23 protein-coding genes are annotated in these 25441 nt (G+C 55.8%); 14 read left to right on the top strand and 9 right to left on the bottom strand.

The annotated features are described in order from the left end of the window. Positions 1-25 precede the first annotated feature (25 nt). The 4 genes from egtB to gluQRS form a co-directional block, all read right to left on the bottom strand. Positions 26-1288 carry an ergothioneine biosynthesis protein EgtB gene (gene egtB, locus G6Q15_RS11100; RefSeq protein WP_240330862.1) on the bottom strand — a complete coding sequence of 421 codons (1263 nt, stop codon included), beginning with the start codon at positions 1286-1288 and terminating at the stop codon, positions 26-28. 163 nt (positions 1289-1451) lie between these two features. Continuing rightward, a complete protein-coding gene (locus tag G6Q15_RS11095; RefSeq protein WP_164118764.1) occupies positions 1452-2030 on the bottom strand; it encodes a cob(I)yrinic acid a,c-diamide adenosyltransferase in 579 nt (192 codons plus the stop codon). 29 nt (positions 2031-2059) lie between these two features. Further along, the gene (locus tag G6Q15_RS11090) at positions 2060-2284 is read right to left on the bottom strand and encodes an HIG1 domain-containing protein (protein WP_164118762.1); all 225 of its coding nucleotides are present in this window, start codon (positions 2282-2284) and stop codon (positions 2060-2062) included. Positions 2285-2293: 9 nt separating this feature from the next. After that, a complete protein-coding gene (gene gluQRS / locus G6Q15_RS11085; protein WP_164118760.1) occupies positions 2294-3142 on the bottom strand; it encodes a tRNA glutamyl-Q(34) synthetase GluQRS in 849 nt (282 codons plus the stop codon). Between the two features lie 228 nt (positions 3143-3370). On the opposite strand from gluQRS, the gene G6Q15_RS11080 reads away from it, so the two are divergent. Further along, complete coding sequence (locus G6Q15_RS11080) at positions 3371-3970, top strand: HNH endonuclease (protein WP_164118807.1); 600 nt, start codon at positions 3371-3373, stop codon at positions 3968-3970. A gap of 384 nt (positions 3971-4354) precedes the next feature. On the opposite strand, the gene G6Q15_RS11075 is transcribed toward G6Q15_RS11080, so the two are convergent. Both G6Q15_RS11075 and G6Q15_RS11070 read right to left on the bottom strand, forming a co-directional pair. Beyond that, the gene (locus tag G6Q15_RS11075) at positions 4355-4864 is read right to left on the bottom strand and encodes a hypothetical protein (RefSeq protein WP_164118758.1); all 510 of its coding nucleotides are present in this window, start codon (positions 4862-4864) and stop codon (positions 4355-4357) included. A 4-nt stretch (positions 4865-4868) separates the two neighbouring features. After that, complete coding sequence (locus G6Q15_RS11070; protein WP_164118756.1) at positions 4869-5690, bottom strand: tryptophan 2,3-dioxygenase; 822 nt, start codon at positions 5688-5690, stop codon at positions 4869-4871. Positions 5691-5812: 122 nt separating this feature from the next. Between G6Q15_RS11070 and ppc the strand changes: the two genes are divergently transcribed. From ppc to G6Q15_RS11055, 3 genes are all read left to right on the top strand, one after another. After that, the gene (gene ppc / locus G6Q15_RS11065) at positions 5813-8524 is read left to right on the top strand and encodes a phosphoenolpyruvate carboxylase (RefSeq protein ID WP_164118753.1); all 2712 of its coding nucleotides are present in this window, start codon (positions 5813-5815) and stop codon (positions 8522-8524) included. A 79-nt stretch (positions 8525-8603) separates the two neighbouring features. Continuing rightward, entirely contained in the window at positions 8604-11624 is a 3021-nt protein-coding gene (locus G6Q15_RS11060; protein ID WP_164118752.1) for a CHAT domain-containing tetratricopeptide repeat protein, read from the top strand. 114 nt (positions 11625-11738) lie between these two features. Beyond that, on the top strand, positions 11739-12116 hold the full coding sequence (locus tag G6Q15_RS11055; protein ID WP_164118750.1) for a DUF1304 domain-containing protein: 378 nt from the start codon (positions 11739-11741) through the stop codon (positions 12114-12116). 11 nt (positions 12117-12127) lie between these two features. Here the strand turns inward: G6Q15_RS11055 and G6Q15_RS11050 are convergent, their stop codons facing one another. Next, entirely contained in the window at positions 12128-13501 is a 1374-nt protein-coding gene (locus tag G6Q15_RS11050; RefSeq protein WP_164118748.1) for a cytochrome P450, read from the bottom strand. Positions 13502-13722: 221 nt separating this feature from the next. On the opposite strand from G6Q15_RS11050, the gene G6Q15_RS11045 reads away from it, so the two are divergent. The 4 genes from G6Q15_RS11045 to G6Q15_RS11030 all read left to right on the top strand — a co-directional run bounded on the left by G6Q15_RS11045 (position 13723) and on the right by G6Q15_RS11030 (position 16577). Next, positions 13723-14553, top strand: coding sequence for a hypothetical protein (locus G6Q15_RS11045; RefSeq protein ID WP_164118745.1), 831 nt, complete (start codon positions 13723-13725; stop codon positions 14551-14553). 85 nt (positions 14554-14638) lie between these two features. Next, positions 14639-15343: an RNA pseudouridine synthase gene (locus tag G6Q15_RS11040; protein ID WP_164118743.1), complete on the top strand. Its 705-nt coding sequence runs from the start codon at positions 14639-14641 to the stop codon at positions 15341-15343. Beyond that, the gene (gene arfB, locus G6Q15_RS11035; RefSeq protein WP_240330861.1) at positions 15324-15773 is read left to right on the top strand and encodes an alternative ribosome rescue aminoacyl-tRNA hydrolase ArfB; all 450 of its coding nucleotides are present in this window, start codon (positions 15324-15326) and stop codon (positions 15771-15773) included. The genes G6Q15_RS11040 and arfB overlap by 20 nt, the downstream gene beginning before the upstream one ends. A gap of 321 nt (positions 15774-16094) precedes the next feature. Continuing rightward, on the top strand, positions 16095-16577 hold the full coding sequence (locus G6Q15_RS11030; RefSeq protein WP_164118741.1) for a GAF domain-containing protein: 483 nt from the start codon (positions 16095-16097) through the stop codon (positions 16575-16577). A gap of 12 nt (positions 16578-16589) precedes the next feature. Here G6Q15_RS11030 and G6Q15_RS11025 read toward each other — a convergent pair whose 3' ends face one another. Together G6Q15_RS11025 and G6Q15_RS11020 are read right to left on the bottom strand one after the other, a co-directional pair. Next, positions 16590-17084 carry a DUF1465 family protein gene (locus G6Q15_RS11025; protein ID WP_164118739.1) on the bottom strand — a complete coding sequence of 165 codons (495 nt, stop codon included), beginning with the start codon at positions 17082-17084 and terminating at the stop codon, positions 16590-16592. A gap of 130 nt (positions 17085-17214) precedes the next feature. Beyond that, complete coding sequence (locus G6Q15_RS11020) at positions 17215-17409, bottom strand: DUF465 domain-containing protein (RefSeq protein ID WP_164118737.1); 195 nt, start codon at positions 17407-17409, stop codon at positions 17215-17217. A 169-nt stretch (positions 17410-17578) separates the two neighbouring features. Between G6Q15_RS11020 and G6Q15_RS11015 the strand changes: the two genes are divergently transcribed. From G6Q15_RS11015 to ftsH, 6 genes are all read left to right on the top strand, one after another. Then, the gene (locus G6Q15_RS11015; protein WP_164118735.1) at positions 17579-17734 is read left to right on the top strand and encodes a DUF465 domain-containing protein; all 156 of its coding nucleotides are present in this window, start codon (positions 17579-17581) and stop codon (positions 17732-17734) included. Between the two features lie 116 nt (positions 17735-17850). Beyond that, complete coding sequence (gene ptsP / locus G6Q15_RS11010) at positions 17851-20136, top strand: phosphoenolpyruvate--protein phosphotransferase (RefSeq protein ID WP_164118733.1); 2286 nt, start codon at positions 17851-17853, stop codon at positions 20134-20136. Positions 20137-20265: 129 nt separating this feature from the next. Beyond that, positions 20266-21366, top strand: coding sequence for a RodZ domain-containing protein (locus tag G6Q15_RS11005; RefSeq protein ID WP_164118731.1), 1101 nt, complete (start codon positions 20266-20268; stop codon positions 21364-21366). Positions 21367-21454: 88 nt separating this feature from the next. Beyond that, entirely contained in the window at positions 21455-22336 is an 882-nt protein-coding gene (locus tag G6Q15_RS11000; protein ID WP_240330860.1) for a tetratricopeptide repeat protein, read from the top strand. 12 nt (positions 22337-22348) lie between these two features. Continuing rightward, entirely contained in the window at positions 22349-23311 is a 963-nt protein-coding gene (tilS, locus tag G6Q15_RS10995) for a tRNA lysidine(34) synthetase TilS (protein ID WP_164118729.1), read from the top strand. Between the two features lie 131 nt (positions 23312-23442). Further along, positions 23443-25392 carry an ATP-dependent zinc metalloprotease FtsH gene (gene ftsH / locus G6Q15_RS10990; RefSeq protein WP_164118727.1) on the top strand — a complete coding sequence of 650 codons (1950 nt, stop codon included), beginning with the start codon at positions 23443-23445 and terminating at the stop codon, positions 25390-25392. The last annotated feature ends 49 nt before the right edge of the window (positions 25393-25441 follow it).

Genomic DNA, 25441 nt, shown 5'->3' with positions numbered 1-25441 from the left:
GTGTTACGGGGAGGAAAGGCGAAAATCAAAGATCGCTGGCGAGCCGCAGTCCGGTAAACTGCCAGCGTTGGTGCGGGTAAAAGAAATTGCGGTAACTGGCGCGGATATGACCCTCTGGCGTGGCGCAACTGCCGCCTTTCAGCACGAACTGTCCGCTCATGAACTTGCCGTTATATTCGCCGACCGCGCCTTTTGCGGCGCGAAAACCGGGATAGGGGCGAAAGGCACTGCCGGTCCATTCCCATACATCGCCGAACATCTGCCGCAAGCCGCCTGCGCCCTGTGCCGCACCAACGGGCCGCACTACATCATGTCCTGACAGAAAGTGACCGTCGCCGCTGTCCAGCGCAGCCGCTGCGCTTTCCCATTCCGCCTCAGTCGGCAGGCGCGCCCCGGCCCAACTGGCATAGGCATCGGCCTCGTACAGGCTGATATGGGTGACGGGTGCATGCAGGTCTATTCCGCTCTCACCAGTCAGGGCAAACGAACCCCAGCGGCCATTGCCCTGTTTTTCCCAATATAGCGGCGCGCTGATATCATTCTGCTGCACCCAGGCCCAGCCATCTGACAGCCAGTGCTGCGGATTTTCATAACCGCCATCTTCGATAAATTTTATCCATTCCGCATTGCTCACCGGACGGCTGGCAAGGGCATGCGGGGTCAGCAGCGCTTCATGGCGGGGCCCTTCACAGTCAAAGGCAAAGCCGCCTCCGTCATGGCCTATTTCCACAATGCCGCGCCTGCCTTCTATCCACTCACACGGTGTTTCGGATGATGTATAGCGTTCATCATCATGCGCAAACATGGCGGGCTTTAAAGGGTTTTGCGCGAACATATGCTTGATGTCCGTCATCAAAAGTTCCTGATGCTGCTGCTCATGGTTCAGGCCCAGTATGATCAGCTGCTCTGCATCACCGGGCGCTTCCAGAAGGCTTGGCATCGCTTCGTCGACATGGGCGCGGTAGCGCAGAACCTGCTCCAGCGAAGGCCGGGTAATCATTCCCCGCCGCGCCCGGGCATGGCGCTGCCCCTCGGCTTCATAATAGCTGTTGAACAGGAAGTGGTAGTCTGGATCGAATGGCTGGTATCCCGGCACATGATCGCGCAGCACAAACGTTTCAAAAAACCATGTGGTATGCGCCAGATGCCATTTGGCGGGCGAGGCGTCTTCCATCGACTGCACCGTGGCATCGGCATCCGATAGCGATTGCACCAGCATGGTGGTCAGCCCCCGGACGCGGCTATATTGCGCAGCAAGCGGCGATAGAGGCAGGTCACTATCCCCCAACCCCTCATGCCTGACCGGTATTATATGCGCGTCATTATCAATTGGTCTTTTCCCAAGCTATCTGATGGAACATTGTGCGAACATTTTGCCGCGCGTCAACCATTAATTTTTGCATCATGCCGGTGCAGTAATAACGCGGCAGTTGACAAAAACATCCATATGCTCAGCGTGAGCCGCCCGGCACCCAGAGCGGATCACCGCTGTCATGGTTCAGATGGCGGGCCAGCACAAACAGGTAATCGGACAGGCGGTTGATATAGGCGCGCGCTTGCGGGTTGATGGCCATATCCTCGGATGCGGCGGCTATCGTGCGTTCGGCGCGGCGGGCAATGGCGCGGGCCAGATGAACCGCCGCTGCGGCCTTGCTCCCACCCGGCAGGATGAAACTCGTCAGCGGCTCGAGCTGCGCGTTGATGGCGTCAATCCGGCTTTCCAGCCGCACGGCCTGCGCCGCCACAATGCGCAGCACCATGTCGGAGGGTGCAAAATCCTCCTCATCGTCCCTGGCCGGCGTGGCCAGATCCGCGCCCAGGTCGAACAGGTCGTTCTGGACCATGGCGAGCTCGGCAGTATGATCGCCGCTGTCCATTTGCGCGATAGCCATGCCGATGGCGCTGTTCAGTTCATCAATATCGCCAATCGCGGCCATGCGCGGATCATGCTTGGCTATGCGCGATCCATCGACCAGGCCGGTCGTACCGTCATCGCCGGTGCGGGTGTAGATTTTATTGAGCTTGACCATCGTGCGCCTCCGCTCTGATATTCAGACGTTCAGGCGCGTGTCGCCATCATCAAAATGACCAGCGCGACCACGGCCAGCGCCTGGTATTTGATGCGGTTGAACATCATCTTGTTCTGCATTTGGTGCGATTTTCCAACGCCATCGGATTTCAAATCCTCTTCCGTCATGCGCAGAAATGCAATGAGACCACGCACCAGCGATATGACAACCATGATCAAAAGCGCGATAAAGATAATGATAAATACTGTCTGCATGCGCCCAATTTAGGGATTATCACGCGAAATACCAGCGGGAAATATGCCTTCACGCAGATCATTCGCCAATTGCCGTCCGTCCGCCCCGCCCAGCCGCAGTTCACGCAGTGATGGCGCGTCTTCGCTTTTTGACAGTTTCCGGCCATCCTTGCCCGTCAGCAGCGCATGGTGATGATAGATGGGCACGGGCAGTTCCAGCAGCGCTTGCAGCAGCTGGTGGATATGCGTGGCGGTGAACAGGTCCATGCCGCGCACGATATGCGTCATGCCATCTGCCGCATCGTCAACCGTGGCGGCGAGGTGATAGCTGGCGGGTGCATCCTTGCGCACGAGTATCACATCACCAAAAGCTGCAGGATCGGCTTTTACTTCCCCGGCGCATCTGTCATGCCAACGCAGCGGCCCGGCAAGCTTATTGGCAAGATCGGCAGCCTGCGCCATATCGAGCCGCCAGCCATGTGGCTTTGACAGGTCCGCTTTGCCATCGCGGCAGGTGCCGGGATAGACGGGACCCTCCGGCCCTTCTTCGCGCGCTGCGGCCTTGATTTCGGAGCGGGTGCAGCTGCACGGGTAGAGCAGGCCCATATCGTGCAGCCTGCCCGCTGCCGCTTCATAGCTTTCCAGCCGCGCCGATTGAAACACCGGCTCTGCATCCCATGTCAGACCCAGCCATGTAAGGTCTGCCAAGATCGCCTCGACATATTCTGGCTTGCTGCGGCCCGCGTCGATATCCTCGATACGCAGGTGGAATTCACCACCTGCACTGCGCGACATGTCGTGCGCCAATATAGCAGACAGGGCATGGCCCATATGCAGATATCCATTGGGGCTGGGGGCAAAGCGGGTGCGCATTGTCATTGGTGTAGATACCACCTGTAGAGTGACGCATATATCACACTATCCACATATTGTGGCACAGGCCATCTTGACGGTGGGGCGGCGGTCATGTTCATAGTTTCTTGCATATTGTCACGCACGTGTCATGAAAATGATTCATGTGCATTTTGACAGGCAGGATAGGCAAGCGAAAGGATGTGCGCATAAGGCATGTTTGATCTGGACCAGCTGAAGCAGAGCGGCCGCGGCATGGCGGCTGATGATGCGAACCCCCCGCGCTTTGACCAGAGCCCTGATGAGCTGCGCCATCCCGACAGTTGTCCCGCGCTGGTCCTCAATGCCGATTACACGCCGCTCAGTTATTATCCGCTCAGCCTGTGGCCATGGCAGACATCAATCAAGGCCGTGTTCCTGGACCGTGTCAATATTGTCAGCAGCTATGACCGTATGGTGCACAGCGCGTCGATGGAAATGCCGATCCCGTCGGTGATCGCGCTGAAAGACTATGTGAAGCCGTCGGAATATCCCGCCTTCACCCGGTTCAACCTGTTCCTGCGCGACCGGTTCATGTGCCAGTATTGCGGTTCAGGAGACAACCTCACTTTCGATCACATCATCCCGCGGCGCCTGGGCGGCAAGACGACATGGGAAAATGTCTGTGCCGCGTGCAGCCCGTGCAACATGAAAAAAGGCGGCCGCACACCGCAGCAGGCGCATATGCAGCTGATGGAACGCGCGATCAAACCGACCACCTGGCAATTGCAGGACAAGGGCCGCGCCTTCCCGCCCGGTTACCTGCACGAAACCTGGCGCGACTGGTTATACTGGGATATCGAGCTGGAAGCTTAGCTTCCCTTAGCTTCGCACCCAGGAACGCTTGTTTTGCGCCGTTTCCATGAAAATTTGTTGGATTTGAGCAATGTTGGACTGCGGTGTTGGATTCACGATATTGAGAAAGAGCAAATGGCGATTTGGCTACTGATGGCCTGTACTATGGCGGCGACACTGTAGGACAGGCTTTTGTGAATGGCCTCTCGTGTGGTGTAACCCCCAAACGACCAATTAGTCGTTCGCAAGGCCGACGGGCCTTATTGACCCGAACCCCATTTGGAGGCGTGGCGAAGCGAACTAGCCGTGAAGTCAATAAAATTTCCCGACCCTCATCGGAGGCATTCACGAAATGAATTGCCGCGAGATCAAACAAACAACCTTAGCCCTTTACATTGAACCATTTCAGGGTTCATTCTTAGTCAGTCTCTCTGTTATTTCCCAGATATTATTTTCCGCGTTTATTGCAAAGTCTGTGGCGGCTTTAATTTCTGATAAGTCTATAGCTAATACTTCAAAGTTCCCTACGGATTTTTTGACGTGCTTGGTAGAAGTGAACACCAAGCGACTGGGGTCATCCTTAAGTGTTCCAATGCATTTTCGATGCGCAATAGCATTCCGCGTGTCTGCAAATTTACTGTGCCCCTTGGCTAGACGAGTTAAGCTTTTTGCCGAGGAGTCATTACCATAGTGGGAGAATGCTAGCTTTAGCTTTTCAATTCGTGCTTTAGTTTGCATGTTGCCAAACAATATTGAATGCAAGTCCATTGGCAATCCAAATGTTAGACCTGACCAATATTCAATGATTGTGTCCAAAGCTGCCCAAGCCATGATCAAATCTGCAATTGCGATTTTCATATCGCTAGAAATGTGACGCTCTAAATTTTCTTCCTGGAACATCAGTGAACTCATCATTCCCTCACAACTCCGTCCGCAAACTCCACAATTCCGGGAATGCCCGTTTGCTTAGCGTGCTTTGCAGGTAGCTGACGCCTGCCGTGCCGCCGGTGCCCATTTTGCCGCCGATAATGCGTTCGACAGTGACGACATGCTTGTGCCGCCAGGTGGCCATCGCATCGTCCAGGTCGACCAGTTTTTCGGCGAGCTGGTACAGCTCCCAATATTGTTCGGGGTCGCGGTACACGGTGAGGAAAGCGGCTTCGACCGCTTCTGACGGTTCATAGGGCTGGCTCCAGTCGCGTTCCAGATGGCTTGTCGGAATATCAAAGCCCGCGCGTGCCAGCGCGGCGATGGTGTCATCCCACACGCCGGGGTTTTCCAGTGCCTGCCGCATGGCTTCCTGCGCGTGCGGCCGGTCTTCCTGATATTTCAGAAAGCCTTTGTCTTTCAGGCCGAGCATATATTCGACCGTGCGGAACTGGTCTGATTGAAAGCCGCTGCTAGGCCCCAGGCCTTCACGAAAGCGGGTATAATCGCTCGGCGTCATGGTGGAGAGCACGTCCCAGCTCAGCGTCATCACCTGCTGGATGCGGCTCACCCGCGCCATCGCCTTGTACGCGGGGACAAGATGATCCTGCGCCACTTGTGCCTTGGCCAGACGCAGCTCACGGATAATCTGTTTCAGCCACAGCTCTTTGGTCTGGTGGATGATGATGAACAGCATTTCATCGCCGCATTCGGCTTCGCTGCCAGATTGTGGATGCTGCGCCGATAGGACCCGGTCGAGGTCTAGATAGCGGGCATAGGTCATTGGATTTTGGGTGTCAGTGTCTTTGGTCATAGGCATATGTAACGTGCGCTGTGCAGATAAGCAAAGGCCTTGCCATGCAAATAATGACAACGATGACATAATAACAAAACTGCGCTATTTAGCCCTTGACCAAATCTATATTGCGGTGCAGCATGGCGGGTATGAACACACCGGCTTCTCCTATCTCGCAAAATCCCGACATTCGCTATCTTGGCAAAATATTGGGAGACGTTATCCGCGCCTATGGCGGGGAGAAGCTGTACCGGCAGACCGAATATATCCGTGCCGCCAGTGTTGACCGTTATCGCGGCATTGCCGGCGCAGATGGAGAAGAAGGCGCGATTGATACCGGGCTGGATGCGCTCAGCCTGGATGATACTTTATCGTTCGTACGCGGTTTCATGCTGTTTTCGCTACTCGCCAATCTGGCTGAGGACCGGCAAGGCGTGGCGCGTGAGCAAGGCGCGACATTTGCTGAAGCGGTGGAGAAACTGAAATCCGAAGGCGTCGATGACCGTGCGATCAGCACCTTGCTCGACCATGCACTCATTACGCCGGTGCTGACCGCGCACCCGACCGAGGTGCGGCGCAAGTCGATTATCGATCACAAGACCCGCATTGCCGCGCTGATGCGAATGCGTGATGGCGGCGCGGAAACCACCGAAACCGGTGATGTCATCGAGGAAGCGATTTACCGCCAGGTGGCGCTGTTGTGGCAGACGCGTTCGCTGAGACAGGAAAAGCTGTTTGTCACTGACGAGGTGGAGAATGCCCGCACCTATATGCGCGATGTGTTCCTGCCGGTACTGCCCGCGCTCTATGCGAAATGGGAGAGGGTGCTGGGCGAACGCCCGCCAAGTTTCCTGAAACTCGGCAGCTGGATTGGCGGCGACCGGGACGGCAATCCGTTCGTGAATGCAGAATCGCTGCGTTACGCGCTATCGCGTTCAGCAGAATCGGTGATTGGCCATTACCTGGAAAGCGTGCATGCGCTGGGCGCGGAGCTGAGCATTTCCACACATCTTTCGAATACCCCTGAAGACGTGCTGGCATTGGCAGAGGCAAGCGGGGATGATGCGCCGAGCCGCAAAGACGAGCCATATCGCCGCGCGCTGTCAGGCATTTACGCACGGCTATGTGCAACGCATGAACGGCTCACTGGCAAACCGAGTGCGCGGCCCGCCAAGCTGGCGGCGGAGCCTTATGATGCACCGAAAGATCTGCGCCGTGATCTGGTGATTATTGCAAACGGGCTGGCAGCGGACGGCGACGGCACATTGGCGAGCGGCGGTGCGCTCGGCCGGATTATCCGGGCGGTCGAGACATTCGGCTTTCACCTTTCCACACTGGACCTGCGCCAGAATAGCGATGTCCATGAACGCGTGGTGAGTGAGCTGCTCGCTGCCGCCGGTGTCGAGGCGGATTACGCCGCACTGGATGAAGCGGCACGGGTGGAATTGCTCCAGTCTGAGCTGTCGCATAATCGCCCGCTTGCTGACCGCTGGCACAGCTATTCGGAAGAAACGGCAAAGGAACTGGGCATTATCCGCGCTGCTGCCGAAGCGCATGCGCTTTACGGCCCGGCGTGCATCACCACTTATAATATCAGCCAGACCGAAAGCGTGTCGGACATGCTGGAAGTCTATGTGCTGTTGAAAGAAGCGGGGCTGTACCGCGCGCCAACGGGCAACGAAACACAGCCCAGGGCCGCGATTATGTCGGTGCCGCTGTTTGAAACGGTTGCCGATCTTGAAAATGCACCGGATACGATGCGCGCCTTTCTGTCGCTTGATGTACCCAAATCATTGGCGCGGCAGCGTGGCTATCAGGAAGTGATGATCGGCTATAGCGACAGCAACAAGGATGGCGGTTATATCACCTCGACCTGGGAACTGCACCAAGCCAGCCTGGCACTGGCACCAGTGTTCGAAGAAGCCGATATCCGCATGCAGCTATTCCATGGCCGCGGCGGAGCGGTTGGGCGCGGTGGCGGCTCGGCATTCGGCGCGATCCAGGCGCAGCCGCGCGGCACAGTGCAGGGGCGCATCCGCATCACGGAACAGGGCGAAGTGATTGCCGCCAAATATGGCACGGTCGATGTGGCCATGACCAATCTGGAGGCAATAACATCAGCAACCCTGCTGGCGTCGCTGACCCCGGAAAAACTGGCGGCGCAGGACAAAAAGCGTTTTTCCGATGCCATGACGCAGTTGTCGGCGCGCGCGTTCAAAGCCTATCGCGGACTGGTGTATGAGACGGAAGGTTTTAACGAGTTTTTCCGTCAGATGACGCCGATCGCAGAGATTGCCGGCCTGAAAATCGGTTCGCGCCCCTCGAGCCGCAAGAAAAGCCAGCAGATTGAGGACCTGCGCGCCATTCCATGGGTGTTCAGCTGGGCACAGGCACGGGTGATGCTACCCGGCTGGTACGGCGTCGGACAGGCGCTGGATGAATTTGAGGACAAACAGCTGCTGCGCGACATGGCGGCTGGCTGGCCATTTTTCGCTGCGACGCTCGCCAACATGGAAATGGTGCTTGCCAAATCCGACATGACCATCGCCGCGCATTATAGTGGGCTGGTCGAGGATGAGGCGGCGCGCGCGGCTATTTTCGGGCGGATCAAAAGCGGCTGGAACCTCGCGCACGATGGATTGCTCGATGCAACTGCACAGGCGCACCTGCTGGAGAAAAACACACCGCTCGAAAACTCGATCCGGCTGCGTCTCCCCTATATCGAACCCTTGAATTTGCTACAGATCGAACTCATCAAACGCCACCGCGCAGGCGAGGATGACGAGCGCATATCCGAAGGCATACAGCTCTCCATCAACGCCATCGCGACGGCGCTGAGGAATAGCGGATAGCGTGAATTGCTCCTGATCTCGTGGTCCTGTCAATCGCTCGTTACTGGCATTGAGTCCAGATTTCTGGCACATGAAATCCATGACGGGAAAATTGATCCTGACAGGCCTGGCCGCTTCTCTCTGGCTAACTGCGTCACCTATTCTGGCTGCCGCTTCGCCAGATGATGAATCACCCGATGTAGATAGCCTGATCGTCAAACGCTTTGATGAACTCTCGCGGCAGGGCAGGACCTTTTACCAGTCTGGGGATATGGCGGCCGCCGAACCAGTATTCAGGGAACTGGTTGAAACGCAGCGCCAATATATGCCGCCTGACATTTCGACTCTGGCAGAGCTGATGAACACACATGGTCTGATTCTGGAAAAGCTGGACCGGATTGATGAAGCCATGATGGTTTTCAGTGGTGTTGCCACCCTTAAGCAGAAGGTGATTGCGCGCGACTCCCATGGCAGACTCAAGGCGCAATATAATCATGGCCGTCTATTGTCACATAAAGGTCTGTACACAGAGGCTTCCGAGATGCTGCGACAGTCGCTGGACCATCATCTTGAAGATTTCGGGGAGACAGCCCCCCAGACACAGACCGTGCGGCATGAATATACATCGGCACTGCGTCTGGCCGGGCAACTGGACACTGCCTATGCTGAAGTTCAGAAACTGGTGGCTGAAAGACGCAAACTGTTTGGCGTGGCACATGCTGCGACACATCACAGCCAGAACCTTATGGGCCTGATCCTGTACGATTTGGGGGCATATCAACGGGCGGCGGAAATTCACCGCATGGTTATGGATGCCCGCATTGCCGCTGTTGGCGAAACCGACAACCGGACCTTGACGAGCAAGAATAACTATGCGCTCGCACTCAGCGAGATGGGAAAACTGCGTCAGGCCGCAGACTATTATGAAACGGTGTGGCGTACCCGGCAGGAAACCCTGGGCAAAAGCCATGTTGACACGCTAGTCAGCGCGCATAATCATGCACGATCCCTGCTACAGCTGGGGGAAATGGCGAAGGCGCGTGCAACTGCCGAGGATGCGGCGCAAGAGCATATACTACTGTATGGCGAGGACCATCCCCCTGCCCTGAACAGCCGGCACCTTCTGGGGGTGATACACAGGGAATCCGGTGATTACGCGAAAGCCGAAAAAATATTGGAACAGGTCGCATTGGCGCGGCACAAGGCGCTGGGTGATTACAGTGCGCCGGTTGCCGATTCCTATTTCGAACTGGCAAAAACGCGTATGCGCATGCCGCAAAAAATAGAAAGTGCGCTCGAAATCCTTGGCGAGCTTACCGATGGCATCCAGGCCCAGCAATTGCCGCAGGCAGGCGGGCCAAGTGGTCAGAGCATTTTCCAGGGTGAGCAAGGTGTAGCGAAAACACGGCAATATTTTGAAACATTTGCGGATGCAGGCTGGGCTTTGCGGCAGACTCTATCTGATGAAGAGTGGAAAAAAGACGGGCTTTCAAAATACGCAGCAGGTGAAATTTTCGAAAAACTGCAGTTTTCACAGGTCAATCCAGCCGGACAGGCGCTGGCACGCTCCGCAGCAAGCAGACATAGCGGAAGTCCTGCTGTCTTGGCATTGACCAATACACGTGAAAACCTGTTGTCCCGGCAGAAAGAAAATGCACGCAGAATGTCAGAGCTTTTACTGGGCTCGCAGTCCCGCGATGGCGATGCAATTGATATATTGGCATTGGCACAAAAGAATATCCTCAGCCAGCTGGAGGAGGTGAACAAGGCGATAGAAGTGGCGGCGCCTGATTATTTTGAACTTATTGCGCCTGATGCACTTGCGTTTGAAGAAGCCCGCACCCTGTTGGCACCTGACGAAGCTGCATTACTAATCGTGCCGACTGATTTGGGGACACATGTGCTGCTTGTCAGTGATACAGGTATCCAGTGGCATAGGAGCGACTGGAGCCGGATTGACATACACCGTGCTGCCCAAAGGCTTTTATGGGATGTGGGGGCAAATGTTGAAGTCAGCGCCGTCGATAGCCTGAAATGGCTGGAAGAAGGGGAAGGTGCCTATCCGTATGATTTTGAAACGGCGCATGCGCTTTACCGCGAGCTTATTGCGCCGCTTGCATCGCAGTTAAACGGTATATCACACCTTTTTGTCTCGGCTTCTGGCGCTTTGTCCAGCCTGCCTTTGGGCATATTGGTAAAAACCATACCTGAAGGCGCGAATGGCGCCCCTGAAACATTGCGTACGGCACAGTGGTTTGCAGATGAACTGGCCATTATCCAGACCCCGGGCATACAGTCATTAAGGTTTTTGCGGTCTTTCCGGGCTGATGAACAACCTGGCGCAGCGAAGCCCTTTATTGGCTTTGGAGACCCCCTGCTTGGTGGTCGATCCAGCGATCGCGGAAACCGCAGGCGATCCGGTGGTGCTGGCACTGTCATCGGATATGACGATTTGTTTGCGCCCCTGGCTTCCCGAAACGCGGCCGGTATTGCCGACATTGCACAGATCAGAAAACTGTCACGGCTGCCCGGAACTGCTGATGAATTGAACTCCATGTGGACGTTTTTTGAAAAACCTGCGAACGGGCTTTATCTGGCTGAAAAAGCAAATGAACAGACTGTGCGGCAATCCAATCTGAATGCCGCCGTTATCGCATTTGCGACACATGGCGTCCTGGCAGGAGAAATTGGCGGCGTGGCGGAACCAGGACTTGTTCTGACGCCGCCTCAATCAGCAAGCAAAGAAAATGATGGATATCTCAGCAGCTCCGAGATAGCGGCGCTCAGCATCAATGCCAGTTGGGTCATATTATCGGCGTGCAATACAGCGGCGGGTGATGGTCGGGCCGGGGCAGCGGGGCTATCAGGCTTGGCACGTTCGTTTTTTTATGCCGGCGCGCAGAACCTGCTGGCGTCACACTGGCCGGTGCGGGACGATGTTGCCGCCCGGTTGACAGTCAGAACGATTGAAATTGCATCTGAAAACCGGCAGTTTTCAAGGGCACAGGCTCTGCAGCAGGCGATGCGTGAATTGCGTAGCGATCCTGCCGGTGATGGCATGACAGATACATGGGCGCACCCCAATGTGTGGGCGCCTTTTTCATTGGTCGGTGATCGTTAGCTTATGGGATGTTTTAAATTGCAACATGCAAATAGCCTGTCTCGCCGCGCAATTATGGCGTAGATGCAATGTATAGACCTAACGGCACGAATATTTTGGGCAGGGAGTAATAAAATGCATAGGATAGCGGCGATACTCATAGGCCTTATTGCGGCACTTCATTTTTACATCGCCTGGTTTGAGATGTTTGCGTGGGCCACGCGTGGACCGCAGGTGTTTTCGAGTTTTCCTGTGGAGCTGTTTGAACCGACAAAAGTGTTGGCGGCTAACCAGGGACTGTATAACAGCTTTCTGGCCATTGGTCTCACATGGTCGCTGTTTATCAGGGATCCGCAGTGGCGCTTCAATGTTGCCGCTTGCTTTTTGCTGTTTGTCGTCGCCGCTGGTATTTTTGGTGCGCTCACTGCATCGCCGAGGATATTTTTTGTGCAAACCGTTCCGGCAGTTATTGCGCTGCTATTTGCCTATCTGGCCTATCGTAAAGCGGTTTGAGTTAAGCCGGATTACAGCTTTTCAAACCGTACTTTTAATCCATCCTTCGGCTGCGGGATGGGCCATGCTTGCCATTTGGGGTCATAGCCATCTTCCACTACGATGCGGTTCTGCGTCAGGATATGGTGCATCAGAATTTTGATCTGCATATAGGCGAAATGCAGGCCCAGACACATATGCGCGCCGCCGCCAAAGGGGACCCAGGCGAATTTGTGGCGTTCGCGGACTTTGTCTGGCGTGAAGCGCATCGGATCAAATTTATAGGGGTCCGGCCAGTATTCCTCCATCAAATGGGTGAAACCGGCGCTGATACCGACGGGGGTTCCTGCCGGAACATGCTGTCCGGCAAATTCGAAATCTTTCAGCGCGCGGCGCGGGGTGGAGGGCACGGGCGGGATCAGCCGCAAAGCTTCCTTGAACGCATATTCAGTGAGTTCCAGTTTGGCCAGATCGTCATGGGAAAGAGGCTGGCCGGGCACGCCGACGGACATGCATTCCTCACGCAGCCTTTCCTGCCAGTCTGGATGCTGGGCAAGCAGTAGCAACAGTGATGTCGCAGAAGATGTGATGGTGTCATGCGCCGCCATCATCAGGAAGTTCATGTGATCGACTACTTCATCGGTCGACAGCAGTTCGCCATTATCATGGGTGGCGCGGCAGAACTGACTGAACATGTCCGGCCCCTGCTGCTCGCGGCGTTTCTGCACTTCCGGTGCGAAATAGTCGACCAGATAGTCGCGCCCGGCGACACCGCGGCCCATTTTGGTGAAAGGCAATGGGCGGCGCACGACACCAATGGATGCCTGCACCATGTCGACAAAGGCTTTATTGATTTTATCGGCTTCCGGCCCCCAGGGGATGCCGAGAAAACTGGTTGCGGCCAGGTCGAGTGTGAGCTTCTTGATTTCGGGATAGAAACGCAGGTCCTGTCCCGACCATTTGTTCACGCGCTCCATGATGCCTTCGTTCAGCTTCTCGGCATAGTGGCGCATTGGCCCGGGCTTGAAGGCGATAGAGAGGGCCTTACGGTCAGCGCGGTGATGGTCAAAGTCCATCAGCATCAGCCCGCGCGGGAACAGCAGGTTAAGCACTGGACCCCAGCCCTGTTCGCTCGAAAATATCTTGGCCCGGTCGAACAGCACCAGCTCGTTGGCCTCTGCGCCCAGCATGCCGACCTGTGTGCGGCCAAAGCTGTTGATGCGGTATATCGGGCCGTGTTTTTTATACATTTCAAACCCGAATTTATACGGATCTTTCAACTGACGCAGCGTCACCCCGAAAAATGGAATGCCTTCTTCGCCCGGGATCGCCATAAGTGCACCTTCATCCTGCACGGGCGTCCAGTGCGGGTTTCCTGCGTCGGTATATGCATGAGCAGTGGCCATAATGTTCTCTTCCGTAACGCATGAATGTTTAATCGAACGTTTAAATACCAACTGACACAGATGTTAGCAAGCGGTTCCGTCGCAAGGCGCACTTATAAAAAGTGTTTACATCTATGTTCATGCACAATTCAACTCGTCGTGCTATACCAACGACATAACTTTGATTGCCTCTTCGAATCGCCGTTTTCGTGCGCATGGGGCGTGTCCTTCGGGAGGGATAAATGACAGCATCCAATATAATCCGTGCAGCCGCGCTGGCGGTGTCGACCATGAGCCTGAGCGCCTGCGCCTATTATGGCGAAACCGGTTATTATGACGATGACGGATATGAATATGGTGCCAGCGGCAGCTATTGCGATGGCTATGATGCCTATGACTATTATTATGATTGTGACTATCGCGGCGGGTTTGCCAACATAGGCTTTGGCGGCGGTTATTATGATAATTATTATTATCCCGGCTATGGTTTTTATATATTTGATCGGCGCGGCCGCCGTTATGTGATGCGTGACTATCATCGCAATTACTGGGGCCGTAAGCGCTATCGTTATTACGCCGGACGGCATGGACGGCGTTATAGCCGCGATGGCCACCGCGGTAAATATCGTGACCACAGCCGTTGGACAGCCGAGGAAAGGGCACGGTTTGAGGAACGGCGTGAACGCCGCCGTGCCAAGCGGGACCGCCGCAAGGGCAAGTTTGGCAGCGCACCGGTAGATGCTGTGCGCAGACATTTGGAAGGTGATGAGAAAGACAAGCGCAGGGGCAAGAAACGCGGGTCGCGCGGCCAGGATGCGGGCATAGTGCGTGAGCGCCGTGAAGGTCTGTCATCACGCGCCGACCGCCGCGGAGATCGGCGTGAAGCACTCCGCACCTCGGCGCAGCGTCCCAAGGCGGCTACACCGCGTAGTCGCCCGCCCGCAGCCAAGCAGAGCTCACGCGGCAAGCAGGCAAAATCAGCGCCCGCACGCGCAAAGCCAGCGGCAAGACCTGCGCGTTCATCAGGCAATAAACCGCGTAGGCCGCGTAACCGGGATGTAAGGCCCGATTGATATAAGCTGTCAAATGATGATGGACTAAACCATCCCATTACCGTTAAACATTGCGCCGCCATCGCCAGACTGGCATGGCGGCGCAATGCTTGTACTCACACCGCCCAAAGAATCCGAGCTTCCCTATATTGATGGGGAAGCAATTGTTATCGACAAACCTGCCGGGCTTGCGGTGGACCGCCCGAAACGCGGGGGGCCATGTCTGGAAGATTGGCTGAATGAGCTGAAATTCGGGTTCAAACGCTTGCCGCGTCCGGTGCACCGGCTTGACCAGGACACATCCGGATGCCTTTTGCTCTCTCGTAATCCAAAAGCGCTCAAACGGTTTGCCAAGGCATTTGAAAACAGGCAGGTTACCAAACGCTATATCGGCATATTGGATGGTGTGGTGCAGGATGATCACGGCATGATCGAACTGCCACTGGGCAAATACAGCACCGCAGAAACTGGCTGGAAAATGATTGTCGATGATGCAGGCAAACCAGCGCGGACCGGGTGGCGCAAAATTGCGCAGCAGGATGAAATGACCCTGATCGAATTCATGCCCGAAACCGGCCGTACGCATCAGATACGGGCACACAGCCTGTATGGACTTGGCCACGGCCTGATCGGTGATCCGGTCTATATGGGGGTGGATGGCACGCCTCAAAAGGAAATGAAGCCGCTGATGCTGCACAGCCATTATATCCGCATTGACCGCGACAATAAACCGCCTATCGAAGCCTATGCGCAGGTACCAGCGCGGTTCCGGAACATGGGTTTTTCCACTGATGACCTCGACATCGGGTAGTAAACCATCACCACTGCCGCCCGGCATGGCACAGCGTCTGGACAGCCTGATCCAGGAACGGTTCGTGACCGCGTCCGGCCCGGGCGGACAGAATGTCAACAAGGTGGCAACAGCGGTGCAGCTGCGCATCAATATATTCGCGCTTGGCCTTGCGCCTCAGGTCTATAATCGGCTCAAGGTAGCGGCGGGATCAAAGCTGACCAAGGATGGCGAACTGGTTATCCAGGCAAAAACGCATCGCACTCAGGATGCAAACCGCGACGAAGCGCGCAAACGGCTTATTGAAATGGTTGAAAAAGCGCATATTGCGCCTGTAAAACGTGCGAAAACCCGGCTGAACCGCGTCGGCAAGAAAAAGCGGCTCGAGGCAAAAAAGAACCGTGGCGCGATCAAGAAGGCCCGTGGGAAGGTGGACAGGGATTCTTTTTGAATCTTTTTTGATTTCACGGCCAGGCGCTACGCGCCAGCCTCCAAATGGGTTCCGGGCAATAAGCCCGGGCGCGCAGTCGCGCTTGCGAACGGCTCGTCGCCGTTCGGACTTTCGCTATACGCAGCGCTGTCGCTTAACAGCGGCAACACGATTGCTATCATTTCGCGCTAATCCGGACTGCGACAAGAAGTCCGGCAAGGCCGACTGGCTGCCGGCCCTTACCCACCCGAACCCATTTGGAGGCGGATGCGCAGCATCTCGCCGTGAAATCAAACAGACTCCCCCTTACAATTGCTGTCACACCATCCTAAATCCAGCACTATGTTCGATTTCAAAACCGTTTCCGATGCGCCCAAGGCGCAAATCTATGCTGACCTCCTTGATGCGGTAAAGGCCGTGACACATGGCGAAAGTGACAGCACGGCCAATATGGCGAATGTGGCGGCCTTGCTGTGGCAGTTCCTGCCCGATCTCAACTGGGCGGGTTTTTACCGCATGGTGGATGACGAACTGGTGCTGGGGCCATTTGTGGGCAAGCCTGCCTGTATCCGTATCGCGCTGGACAAGGGTGTGTGCGGCGCGGCGGCGCGCACGGGCGAGGCGCAACTGGTTGATGATGTACATGTCTTTCCTGGCCACATTGCCTGTGACGGCGATACGCGCTCAGAGCTGGTTGTGCCCGTCGGCAAAAATGACATTGTCACGCATGTAATTGATCTTGATAGCCCCTCCCTTGCGCGTTTTGATGCAAAAGACCGTGCGGGCATTACTGCCATTGCGGCCTATCTTTCTGACTATATCTGAATCTGTAAGGAGCTAGCGGCGCAGGGCATCCAGCAGCCCCTGTTGCAGCACGTGTACCTGTGAAGGTGCCTCTGCATCCTGCGGCACGGCCTGCCCGTCCTGCCACTCGTTTTGCACATGGCGTTCGATCCGCTTGATCCGCGCGAACAGAAATTCGCTGGCGTGGACAAGCTGCCGCGCCTTTTCGGGCAGTTGCCGGACAATATCGGGATCTGCGGTGTTGTTATTGTCCAGCATACGGCCCTGACTGCGTAGCTGCGTATAGCTGAGCTCTCCTGCAAAATAGGCTTTCTGGTTGAGCAGCCAGGCAATGCAATGCATCAGCCGTGTTGTAAGGCGCAGGCTTTCGCACGATACCGCCACACGCGTTGCAGCATTGATACCGGTTTCGCGCTCTTTCACCTCTTCCTCAAAATAATGACGCGCCTCATCGGCAAGCACCATCGCCTCGACATAAAGTGATTCCACAAGATGCGGCGTCATATTGGCAGGGGGCTGTGTTTGCATGCAAATATAATGACATGGCACAGCGTGGCTGGAAAGGGCGTTAAGGCTTTTTCTGTCTACCGATCCAAAGCTGTCCCAGTTCAGGACGGCATGAACGTGCTTTCATGCACCCTTCCGTCCAAAGAGCAGTTCAGGCAATAATGTCGGGAATTATCTGGTCCTCCAGATGAGCAATTTCATCGCGGAGTTTCAGCTTGCGTTTTTTGAGCCGGGCAATCTGCATTTCGTCACGTATACCGGCGGCGCGCAACGCGTCGATCGCTTGATCAAGGTCGCGGTGTTCGGTTTTCATCATTTCAAGCTGCTTTAGCTGCGCGCTGCTCATAACGGGATATTCATCGCCTGCTGATTACCGGGAATTGTCCATTTGTATAACCGATTATCGCACGTCATGAAAGACACAGCGCAAATATCATGTCGCCATATGTGACAAAATCGTAATTTTATGTTTCACTACGTCCATCAACTTATGTGAGTCGAAAAGGAGAAGCTTTATGAGCGATAGCCATATCAATGCGTTACAGGAAAAACATAACGGGCTCGAAGAAAAGATTCATGCCGAGGAACTCCGTCCTGCCCCTGACACACAGAAACTGGCCCAGCTCAAAAAGGAAAAACTAAAAATCAAGGAAGAGCTGACAATGGCATAACCTACCTGAAAACGTGACAGGCAAAGACCCGCCCGGGGATGACCGGCGCGGGTTTTTTCTTGCAGGACTGTCTTTGCCGATAGCGCGTAGAATGCGCTTCTGCTATCATATGCGCCATGTCGAAACCTGCATCCACACCGGCCAGTGCCGCCCGTAATATATTGACCCGCCTGCATGATGTGATGGCATCAAAAGCATCGGCGCAGCAAAAGCTGAATCAGGTTGTCGACATTATCGGAACGGCGCTTAACAGTGAGGTATGTTCGATCTATCTGCGCCGCGAAGGTGCGCTGGAGCTGTTTGCGACGCGCGGCCTTAACCAATCGGCGGTGCATGTCACCAAACTGGCCCTGGGCGAGGGGTTGACCGGCACTATTGCTAAAAATGTCGAGATGCTGAACCTGGACGAAGCCGCGGCGCATCCCGATTTTCAATACCGCCCGGAAACGGGTGAAGAAAAATTTCACAGCTTTGCAGGTGTCCCGATAGTGCGGCGTGAACGCGCCATTGGCGTTGTGTGTGTACAGCATGTCGAGCCGCGCAAATATGATGATGTCGAAATAGAGGCGCTGCAAACTGTGGCGATGGTACTGTCAGAGCTTATCACCAATGCCGACCTTGTCGATACCGAGGCGGAAGCCAGAGAGGGCCGCACGAGTACGGCACCTGAAAACCTGAATGGCCTGCCGCTGGTCATGGGCATCGCGAGCGGCAAGGCGGTATTTCACCAGCCGCGCATCACCATTGAGCATGTAGTGGCCGAGGATATCGAGGCCGAGCGTCAGCGCGTTTACAGCGCCTTTGACAAGATGCGCATGCAGATTGACAAAATGGCGTCTCAGGCGGATTTTGGCGTTGGTGGAGAGCATGAAGAAGTGCTGCAGACCTATAAGATGTTTGCCTATGACGAGGGCTGGTCACGCCGGATCAATGAAGCGATTGACAGCGGGCTCACCGCTGAGGCTGCGATCGAGCGGGTGCAGCAGCATACCCGTATGCGCATGCGGCAGATTGATGATCCGCTGCTCGCTGACCGCATGCATGATCTGGAGGATCTGGCGAACCGCCTGCTGCGCATTGTTTCGGGACAGATCAGCACTGCGGCGCAGCTGGGGTTGCGCAATGACACTATCCTGATTGCCCGCAACCTGGGCCCTGCCGAACTGCTTGAATATGACCGGCGGCGGCTCAAGGGCGTGATCCTGGAGGAAGGCTCGCTCACCGCGCATGTGATTATCGTGGCGCGCGCGCTTGGCATTCCGGTTATTGGACGCATGCAGGGCATTCGCCATATGGTGCGTGAGGGCGATCACCTGCTGCTTGATGCCATTGAGAATTCACTGCTCATTCGGCCCAGCGCCAATATTATCGAGGCGTTTGAGGAGAAACTGGGGCAGAGCAAGGCGCGTCAGGCAGTCTATGCTTCGATGCGCGACGAAGAAGCGGTGACGCAGGACGGCAAGCGTATTTCGGTGATGGTCAATGCGGGTTTACGTGATGATGTTGCGGCGATTTCCACAACTGGCGCGGATGGCATTGGCCTGTTCCGCACTGAATTCCAGTTTCTTGTTTCCGCCACGTTGCCGCAGCGCGAAAAGCAGCTCAGGCTATATCGGGATGTGATCGATGCGGCGGGAGACAAGCCCGTCATATTCCGTACCGTTGATATTGGCGGTGACAAGTCGCTCCCCTATATGCACGATGACGGTATTGCGGAGGAGAATCCAGCCATGGGCTGGCGCGCGCTTCGAGTGGCACTGGAGCGCGATGGCCTGCTGAAAGCGCAGGCCCGCGCGCTGCTGGAGGCTGCGGGTGGACGCACGCTCAATGTCATGTTTCCAATGGTGTCCGAACCATGGGAATTTGATGCGGCGCGCGATCTGTTTGAAAGCCAGAAGGTCTATCTTGCGGACCGCAAGAAAATGCTGCCGCTCCGCATCCGTTACGGGGCCATGCTTGAAGTGCCGGCACTTGCTGAAATGCTCGACATATTGGGACCGAAAATCGATTTCCTTTCGATTGGCACAAATGACCTGACCCAATTCCTTTTCGCCGCTGATCGGGCACATCCGAAACTCGCCGAGCGTTATGACTGGCTCAGTCCTGCCATTATGCGATTCATCAAACGCGTGGTAGAGGGAGTCGCGCCGCACAATGTCGATTTGGCCGTGTGCGGTGAAATGGGGGGGCGTCGCCTTGAGGCGCTGGCGTTGATTGGATTGGGCGTAGAAAGGCTTTCAATCACACCGGCCGCGGTTGGACCGGTCAAGGCCATGATCCGCTCACTCAACTATGCTGAAGCTGTGCAGAAAATGGATGAAATGATTGCAAATCCGCCCGCTAATATGCGCGCAGAGCTCAAGGCATGGTCGAAAAAACATGCTGAGCTTAGCCGCTCGTGACGCAAATTTACCCTCTGCCCCGGCGAATCGCCGGAATTGCGTTGACTTGCGCAGTGTTTCGATGCTTTTAAGAAGACATAAATAAAAATAATAATAAAGCGCGCACACACGTTTTTTTAGGAGAGAACAGTGGCCTCCGAGGACAATGAATCCGGCGAATATGATGCAGGCGAAAATGCCGATCATGAAACAGGGCCGGAAAGCGAGGAATTTGTGTTTCACACGGTCGGTGACCGGCTTCGCGAGGCGCGTGTCGAACAGAAAAAAGAGCTCGCTGATATTGCGGCAACCACACGGGTACCCATGCGCCATCTCGAGGCGATTGAAGCAAGTGATTATGATGCGCTGCCGGGCCGCACCTATGCTGTTGGGTTTGTAAAAGCCTATGCCTCAGCCGTGGGTATGCCCGCTGCGGAACTTGTGTCCGACCTCAAAGATGAAATGGGACATGGCGATGCCAGTTATCATGGCAGTGCGGGCCATGAGCTTGAGGATCCTTCCAAAATACCGTCTTCACGGCTGGCATGGGTTGCGGCGCTGCTGGGCATTGCCCTGATTGTTGGCGGCTATGCTGCGTGGCGCACCTATTTTTACCCGCAGGCGGAAATGGATCTCGTCGGCGCGGATGCAGAGGATGAGGCTGTGGCCTCGGCAGGCGGTGACAATGCAGTCACCACCACTGATGCGGCGCCAACGGGCGGTGAGGTGGTCTTTATTGCCAAGGAAGACGATATCTGGGTCCGCTTTTACGAAGCCGATGGAGCACGCCTGTTCGAAAACACTATGAAACTGGGTGATCGGTTCGTGGTTCCGGCTGATGCGCAAAACCCGCAGATTCTAACGGGACGCCCCGATGCATTGGCGGTCACGATTGGCGGACAGACTGTGGCACCGCTTAGCACCGAAGCCGTGACTGTTGCCGATATGCCAGTGAGCGCCGCCGCGCTGCTGGCAAGACCGGCGCAGGGTGCTGCATCTGAAACGACTCCATCACCATCACCATCACCATCGGCCAGCGCAGTACCGGCTGCGGCGTCCGCCCCTGCGCGCGAGGCCGCTACGGTAACTACAGCGCAAGCAGAGCCTCGTGACGAACCTCGCGCTGCGCAAACAGAAACGGATGCCGCGCCTGTTGCGCCGCCGCCTGTCGCCGCAGAGGAAAATACCGCCTCTGCTGAACCTGCGCCAGAGCAAGAGGGTAACGGCGATAACAATGCAACAGAGGGATGATTCAGCCCCGCTTCATGGCATGTGCGTTAACTGGCAACCTATTTAAGATATTCTGGATTTGGAGAAGTTACAGGTGAAAACCCCCGTTTTGAATAAAATATTTGCCCCGCTCGCCATAGCCGCCATGATGCTGCCTGCATCAGGTGCCACGGCACAACGCGGTGATACCGAGCTGCGCGTTGAAAAACTGGAAAAGGAAATGCGCGCAGTGCAGCGTAAGGTCTTTCCGGGCGGGTCGGAGCGTTTCTTTGAACCGGAGATCCGCACGCCAGAGCGCACCGCCCAAACACGTGGTACGAGCGCGGACACAGCAGTAGCGGACCTGTTGGCACGGGTCGATGCCCTAGAGGCGCAGTTGGCTGCGCTGACAGCGCAAACAGAGGAAAATGGATATAAACTGGGTCAATTGACCGCACGGCTCGATGCGCTGGAGGCGGCAGCTTCTGAAGAAACGCAGGCGGTGAACACTTCTCAGGCTACGCCCACGGCGGTGGACGCTGCCGAAGAGGCAGCAGCTGTGGCAGCGCCTTCTGATGACCGCGTGGCACAAGTTGCGGCGATTGTGAAGCCAGACAGCGGTAATGCCGGCGAAGATGAATATATCTACGGTTTCCGCCTCTGGGATGCCAAATTCTATCCCGAGGCGCAGCAGCAGCTGAAAAAGACTGTCGATAATCATCCTTCGCACAGTCGCAATAGCCATGCCCGGAACTTGCTTGGCCGTGCCTATATGGATGATGGCAAACTTAATCTGGCAGCCAAGACCTTCCTGAGCAATTACCAGGAAAAACCTGATGGTGCACGAGCGGCAGACAGTCTTTACTTCCTGGGCATGACCATGATCCAGCAACAGGAAAATGTGAAAGCATGCGCGGCATTTGACGAGCTTGTCGAGGTATATCCCGATGTGGCAGTCGGCCGCCTTTCGAATGACCTGTCTGCGGGGCGCAGCACCGCAGAGTGCCAGTAGAATATCTGTGATATGGCGGGCAGGCCCATTGAAGAACGCTTTCAGGGAAGCCTTGAAAAACTGATACCCGGTTTTGCGGGTTCTGCTGCACATCTGGGCATTGCGGTGTCAGGCGGCCCGGACAGCATGGCATTACTTGCGCTGGGGCATCATGTCTGGCCGGGCCGTATCCGTGCCGCGACGGTGGACCATGGCCTGCGCAGCGAAAGCGCGGATGAAGCCGCCATGGTAGCTGACTATTGTGCAGCGCAGAATATCCCGCACAATGTTCTGCATCCGGCAAGGCCAATTACCGGCAATCTCCAGTCAGGGGCCCGGGCCGCGCGCTATGCATTGCTGAATGACTGGGCCGCACAGAATGAATGCTTATGGATTGCGACCGCACATCATAGTGATGACCAGCTGGAAACATTGCTGCTGCGGCTGGCACGCGGGGCCGGGTTGGATGGGCTCAGCGGAGTGCGGGCGATAAACGGCAATATTGTGCGGCCACTTCTGGACTTTCGTAAAGCGGAACTGCTGGAATATTGCGCGGTCCATGCCATTCCTCATGTGCATGATCCGAGCAATGCCAATATTGATTTTGACCGTGTCCGAATGCGCCATGCGCTGGAATCACTCGACATGCTGGATGCAGTCGCTGCCAACCGGTCGGCGCGCTCGCTTGCCGATGCGGGCACTGCGCTGGACTGGGTGGTCATGCGGGAAGCGGATGCCTATGTGCTTCGTGATGGAAACGCCGTAACGCTTGGCAATACGGATTATCCCACCGAAGTCCTGCGCCGTTTGCTGCTGCATTGCATAGCGCTACTCGCACCCGGCACACAGCCGCGCGGGGAAAGTATAATGCGCGCACTGGCCGCGCTAAAGGCCGGTGAAAAGACCATGATTGGCGATATTTTATGTGCGGGCGGGTCTGTATGGAGATTCCGTCCCGCCCCACCGCGAAGCGGGGAAAAGCCGCGCGCGAGCTGAATATTGTGGCATTTTGCATGAAAATTTGGCGGAAATCAAAGAATACACTACCTTTGTGCGCGGCATTATATTGTCATTCAGGATATTGCGCTTATCTTGGCAAATAGACAGTTTACCGAAAGATTCGAATTATGAATGACGAACAGGAACCCAGCGGCCCCAATCCGTGGATGAAAAACATGCTCATCTGGGCAGGGGTTATTATTGCACTGCTGGTGGTTGTATCGATGTTCGACCGCGGCCAGGCTGCGGCGACGACAGAGATCAGCTACAGTGCCTTTAAGGAAAAGGTGGTGAGCGGCGAGGTCAAATCTGTCCAGATCGGGCCGGACAGTATCGTTGGCAAATATAATGACACCACCATGTTCGCCACCAAGCAGGTGCCGAATGACCCCACGTTGGTAAAACTGCTCGAGGATGAGGGCGTTGAATATAGCGGCGCACCGAAGGAACAGACCAGTCTGCTGACTGTGCTGCTAATTCAGGCGCTGCCCTTCCTGCTGATTCTCGGCATTGCTTTTTTCGTGCTCCGACAGGTGCAGAAAGGCGGCGGTGCTGGCGGCGCCATGGGTTTTGGCAAGTCGAAAGCGAAGCTGCTCACCGAAAAACAGGGCAAGGTCACGTTTGAAGATGTTGCCGGCATTGATGAAGCACGCGAGGAATTACAGGAAATTGTCGAGTTTTTAAGAGACCCTTCCAAATTTGCGCGGCTTGGCGGACAGATTCCGAAAGGCGCATTGCTGGTGGGTTCGCCCGGTACGGGTAAGACATTGCTCGCGCGTGCGATCGCGGGCGAGGCGGGCGTACCGTTCTTCACTATTTCAGGTTCGGACTTCGTTGAAATGTTTGTCGGTGTGGGCGCAAGCCGCGTGCGCGACATGTTTGAGCAGGCGAAGAAAAACGCGCCTTGCATAGTCTTTATTGACGAGATTGACGCTGTGGGCCGTCATCGCGGTTCGGGTATGGGCAACTCCAATGATGAGCGTGAGCAGACGCTCAATCAGTTATTGGTCGAGATGGATGGTTTTGAGGCGAATGAAGGTATTATCATCATCGCCGCCACCAACCGTCCAGACGTGCTTGATCCTGCATTGCTACGTCCCGGCCGTTTCGACAGGCAGGTCGTTGTACCGGTTCCTGATATCGAAGGGCGTGAAAAAATTCTACAGGTGCATATGAAGAAAGTGCCATTGGCACCTGATGTCAACGCCCGCACTATTGCGCGCGGAACACCTGGATTTTCCGGTGCGGATCTTGCCAACCTCGTCAATGAAGCGGCGCTTTTGGCTGCGCGCAGGCAAAAGCGCCTGGTGGCGATGGACGAATTTGAAGAAGCCAAGGACAAGGTCATGATGGGCAGCGAGCGCAAGTCCATGGTGATGACCGAGGATGAAAAGAAAATGACCGCCTATCATGAGGCGGGCCATGCCATTGTATCGGTCCATGAACCGGCATCTGACCCGATTCACAAGGCAACCATCATTCCGCGCGGCCGCGCGCTGGGTATGGTCATGCGCCTGCCTGAACGGGATAATTACAGCTATCACCGTGACAAGATGTACGCCAACCTGGCTGTGTCCATGGGTGGCCGCGTCGCCGAAGAAGTGATTTTCGGCTATGACAAAGTGTCAAGCGGCGCCAGCGGCGATATTCAATACGCGACCGGTTTGGCCAAGGACATGGTCACCAAATGGGGCATGTCCGATGAAATGGGTCCGGTCATGTATGAGGAGCAGAATGAAGGTTATCTCGGCATGGGACAGACCCAGCGCACGATGATGTCGGGTGAAACGTCGAAGAAAATCGACGCGGAAATCCGCAAGATAATCGATGCAGGCTATGACCGGGCAAAAGAAGTGCTGAAAACCCATGAGGACCAGCTCCACCTGCTTGCCAATGCGCTGCTGGAATATGAAACGCTGAGCGGTGAGGAAATCGACAAGCTGCTGGATACTGGCAAGGTGGACCGCCCCGATGATAATGATACACCGGCTGCGCCTATTCCTACAGCGGGCAGCTCCATCCCCAAAACCGGCGCGAAAAAGGGACCGTTCCAGGATCCCAAACCTCAGGGCGCCTGAGTAATTCTTCCCCTCAAACGGGACGGGACAAAATAAAAGGGCCGCGGCG

The organism is Sphingorhabdus sp. Alg239-R122, assembly GCF_900537065.1.
Taxonomy (GTDB): Bacteria; Pseudomonadota; Alphaproteobacteria; order Sphingomonadales; family Sphingomonadaceae; genus Alg239-R122.
Note: the sequence above shows the minus strand (reverse complement) of the source record. Positions and strands in the feature narration are given on the sequence as shown.

What these genes read in the sequence shown, in the direction of transcription:
- ppc (WP_164118753.1), top strand. Translation starts at nt 5,813, where the DNA reads ATGGCGGGTATGAACACACCGGCTTCTCCTATCTCGCAAAATCCCGAC.
- G6Q15_RS11095 (WP_164118764.1), bottom strand. Translation starts at nt 2,030, where the DNA reads ATGGTCAAGCTCAATAAAATCTACACCCGCACCGGCGATGACGGTACG.
- G6Q15_RS11050 (WP_164118748.1), bottom strand. Translation starts at nt 13,501, where the DNA reads ATGGCCACTGCTCATGCATATACCGACGCAGGAAACCCGCACTGGACG.
- G6Q15_RS11030 (WP_164118741.1), top strand. Translation starts at nt 16,095, where the DNA reads ATGTTCGATTTCAAAACCGTTTCCGATGCGCCCAAGGCGCAAATCTAT.
- G6Q15_RS11090 (WP_164118762.1), bottom strand. Translation starts at nt 2,284, where the DNA reads ATGCAGACAGTATTTATCATTATCTTTATCGCGCTTTTGATCATGGTT.
- tilS (WP_164118729.1), top strand. Translation starts at nt 22,349, where the DNA reads ATGGCGGGCAGGCCCATTGAAGAACGCTTTCAGGGAAGCCTTGAAAAA.
- G6Q15_RS11015 (WP_164118735.1), top strand. Translation starts at nt 17,579, where the DNA reads ATGAGCGATAGCCATATCAATGCGTTACAGGAAAAACATAACGGGCTC.
- G6Q15_RS11070 (WP_164118756.1), bottom strand. Translation starts at nt 5,690, where the DNA reads ATGACCAAAGACACTGACACCCAAAATCCAATGACCTATGCCCGCTAT.
- gluQRS (WP_164118760.1), bottom strand. Translation starts at nt 3,142, where the DNA reads ATGACAATGCGCACCCGCTTTGCCCCCAGCCCCAATGGATATCTGCAT.
- G6Q15_RS11075 (WP_164118758.1), bottom strand. Translation starts at nt 4,864, where the DNA reads ATGATGAGTTCACTGATGTTCCAGGAAGAAAATTTAGAGCGTCACATT.
- G6Q15_RS11080 (WP_164118807.1), top strand. Translation starts at nt 3,371, where the DNA reads ATGGCGGCTGATGATGCGAACCCCCCGCGCTTTGACCAGAGCCCTGAT.
- ptsP (WP_164118733.1), top strand. Translation starts at nt 17,851, where the DNA reads ATGTCGAAACCTGCATCCACACCGGCCAGTGCCGCCCGTAATATATTG.
- G6Q15_RS11020 (WP_164118737.1), bottom strand. Translation starts at nt 17,409, where the DNA reads ATGAGCAGCGCGCAGCTAAAGCAGCTTGAAATGATGAAAACCGAACAC.
- G6Q15_RS11025 (WP_164118739.1), bottom strand. Translation starts at nt 17,084, where the DNA reads ATGCAAACACAGCCCCCTGCCAATATGACGCCGCATCTTGTGGAATCA.
- G6Q15_RS11040 (WP_164118743.1), top strand. Translation starts at nt 14,639, where the DNA reads ATGCTTGTACTCACACCGCCCAAAGAATCCGAGCTTCCCTATATTGAT.
- G6Q15_RS11045 (WP_164118745.1), top strand. Translation starts at nt 13,723, where the DNA reads ATGACAGCATCCAATATAATCCGTGCAGCCGCGCTGGCGGTGTCGACC.
- G6Q15_RS11060 (WP_164118752.1), top strand. Translation starts at nt 8,604, where the DNA reads ATGACGGGAAAATTGATCCTGACAGGCCTGGCCGCTTCTCTCTGGCTA.
- arfB (WP_240330861.1), top strand. Translation starts at nt 15,324, where the DNA reads ATGACCTCGACATCGGGTAGTAAACCATCACCACTGCCGCCCGGCATG.
- G6Q15_RS11055 (WP_164118750.1), top strand. Translation starts at nt 11,739, where the DNA reads ATGCATAGGATAGCGGCGATACTCATAGGCCTTATTGCGGCACTTCAT.
- ftsH (WP_164118727.1), top strand. Translation starts at nt 23,443, where the DNA reads ATGAATGACGAACAGGAACCCAGCGGCCCCAATCCGTGGATGAAAAAC.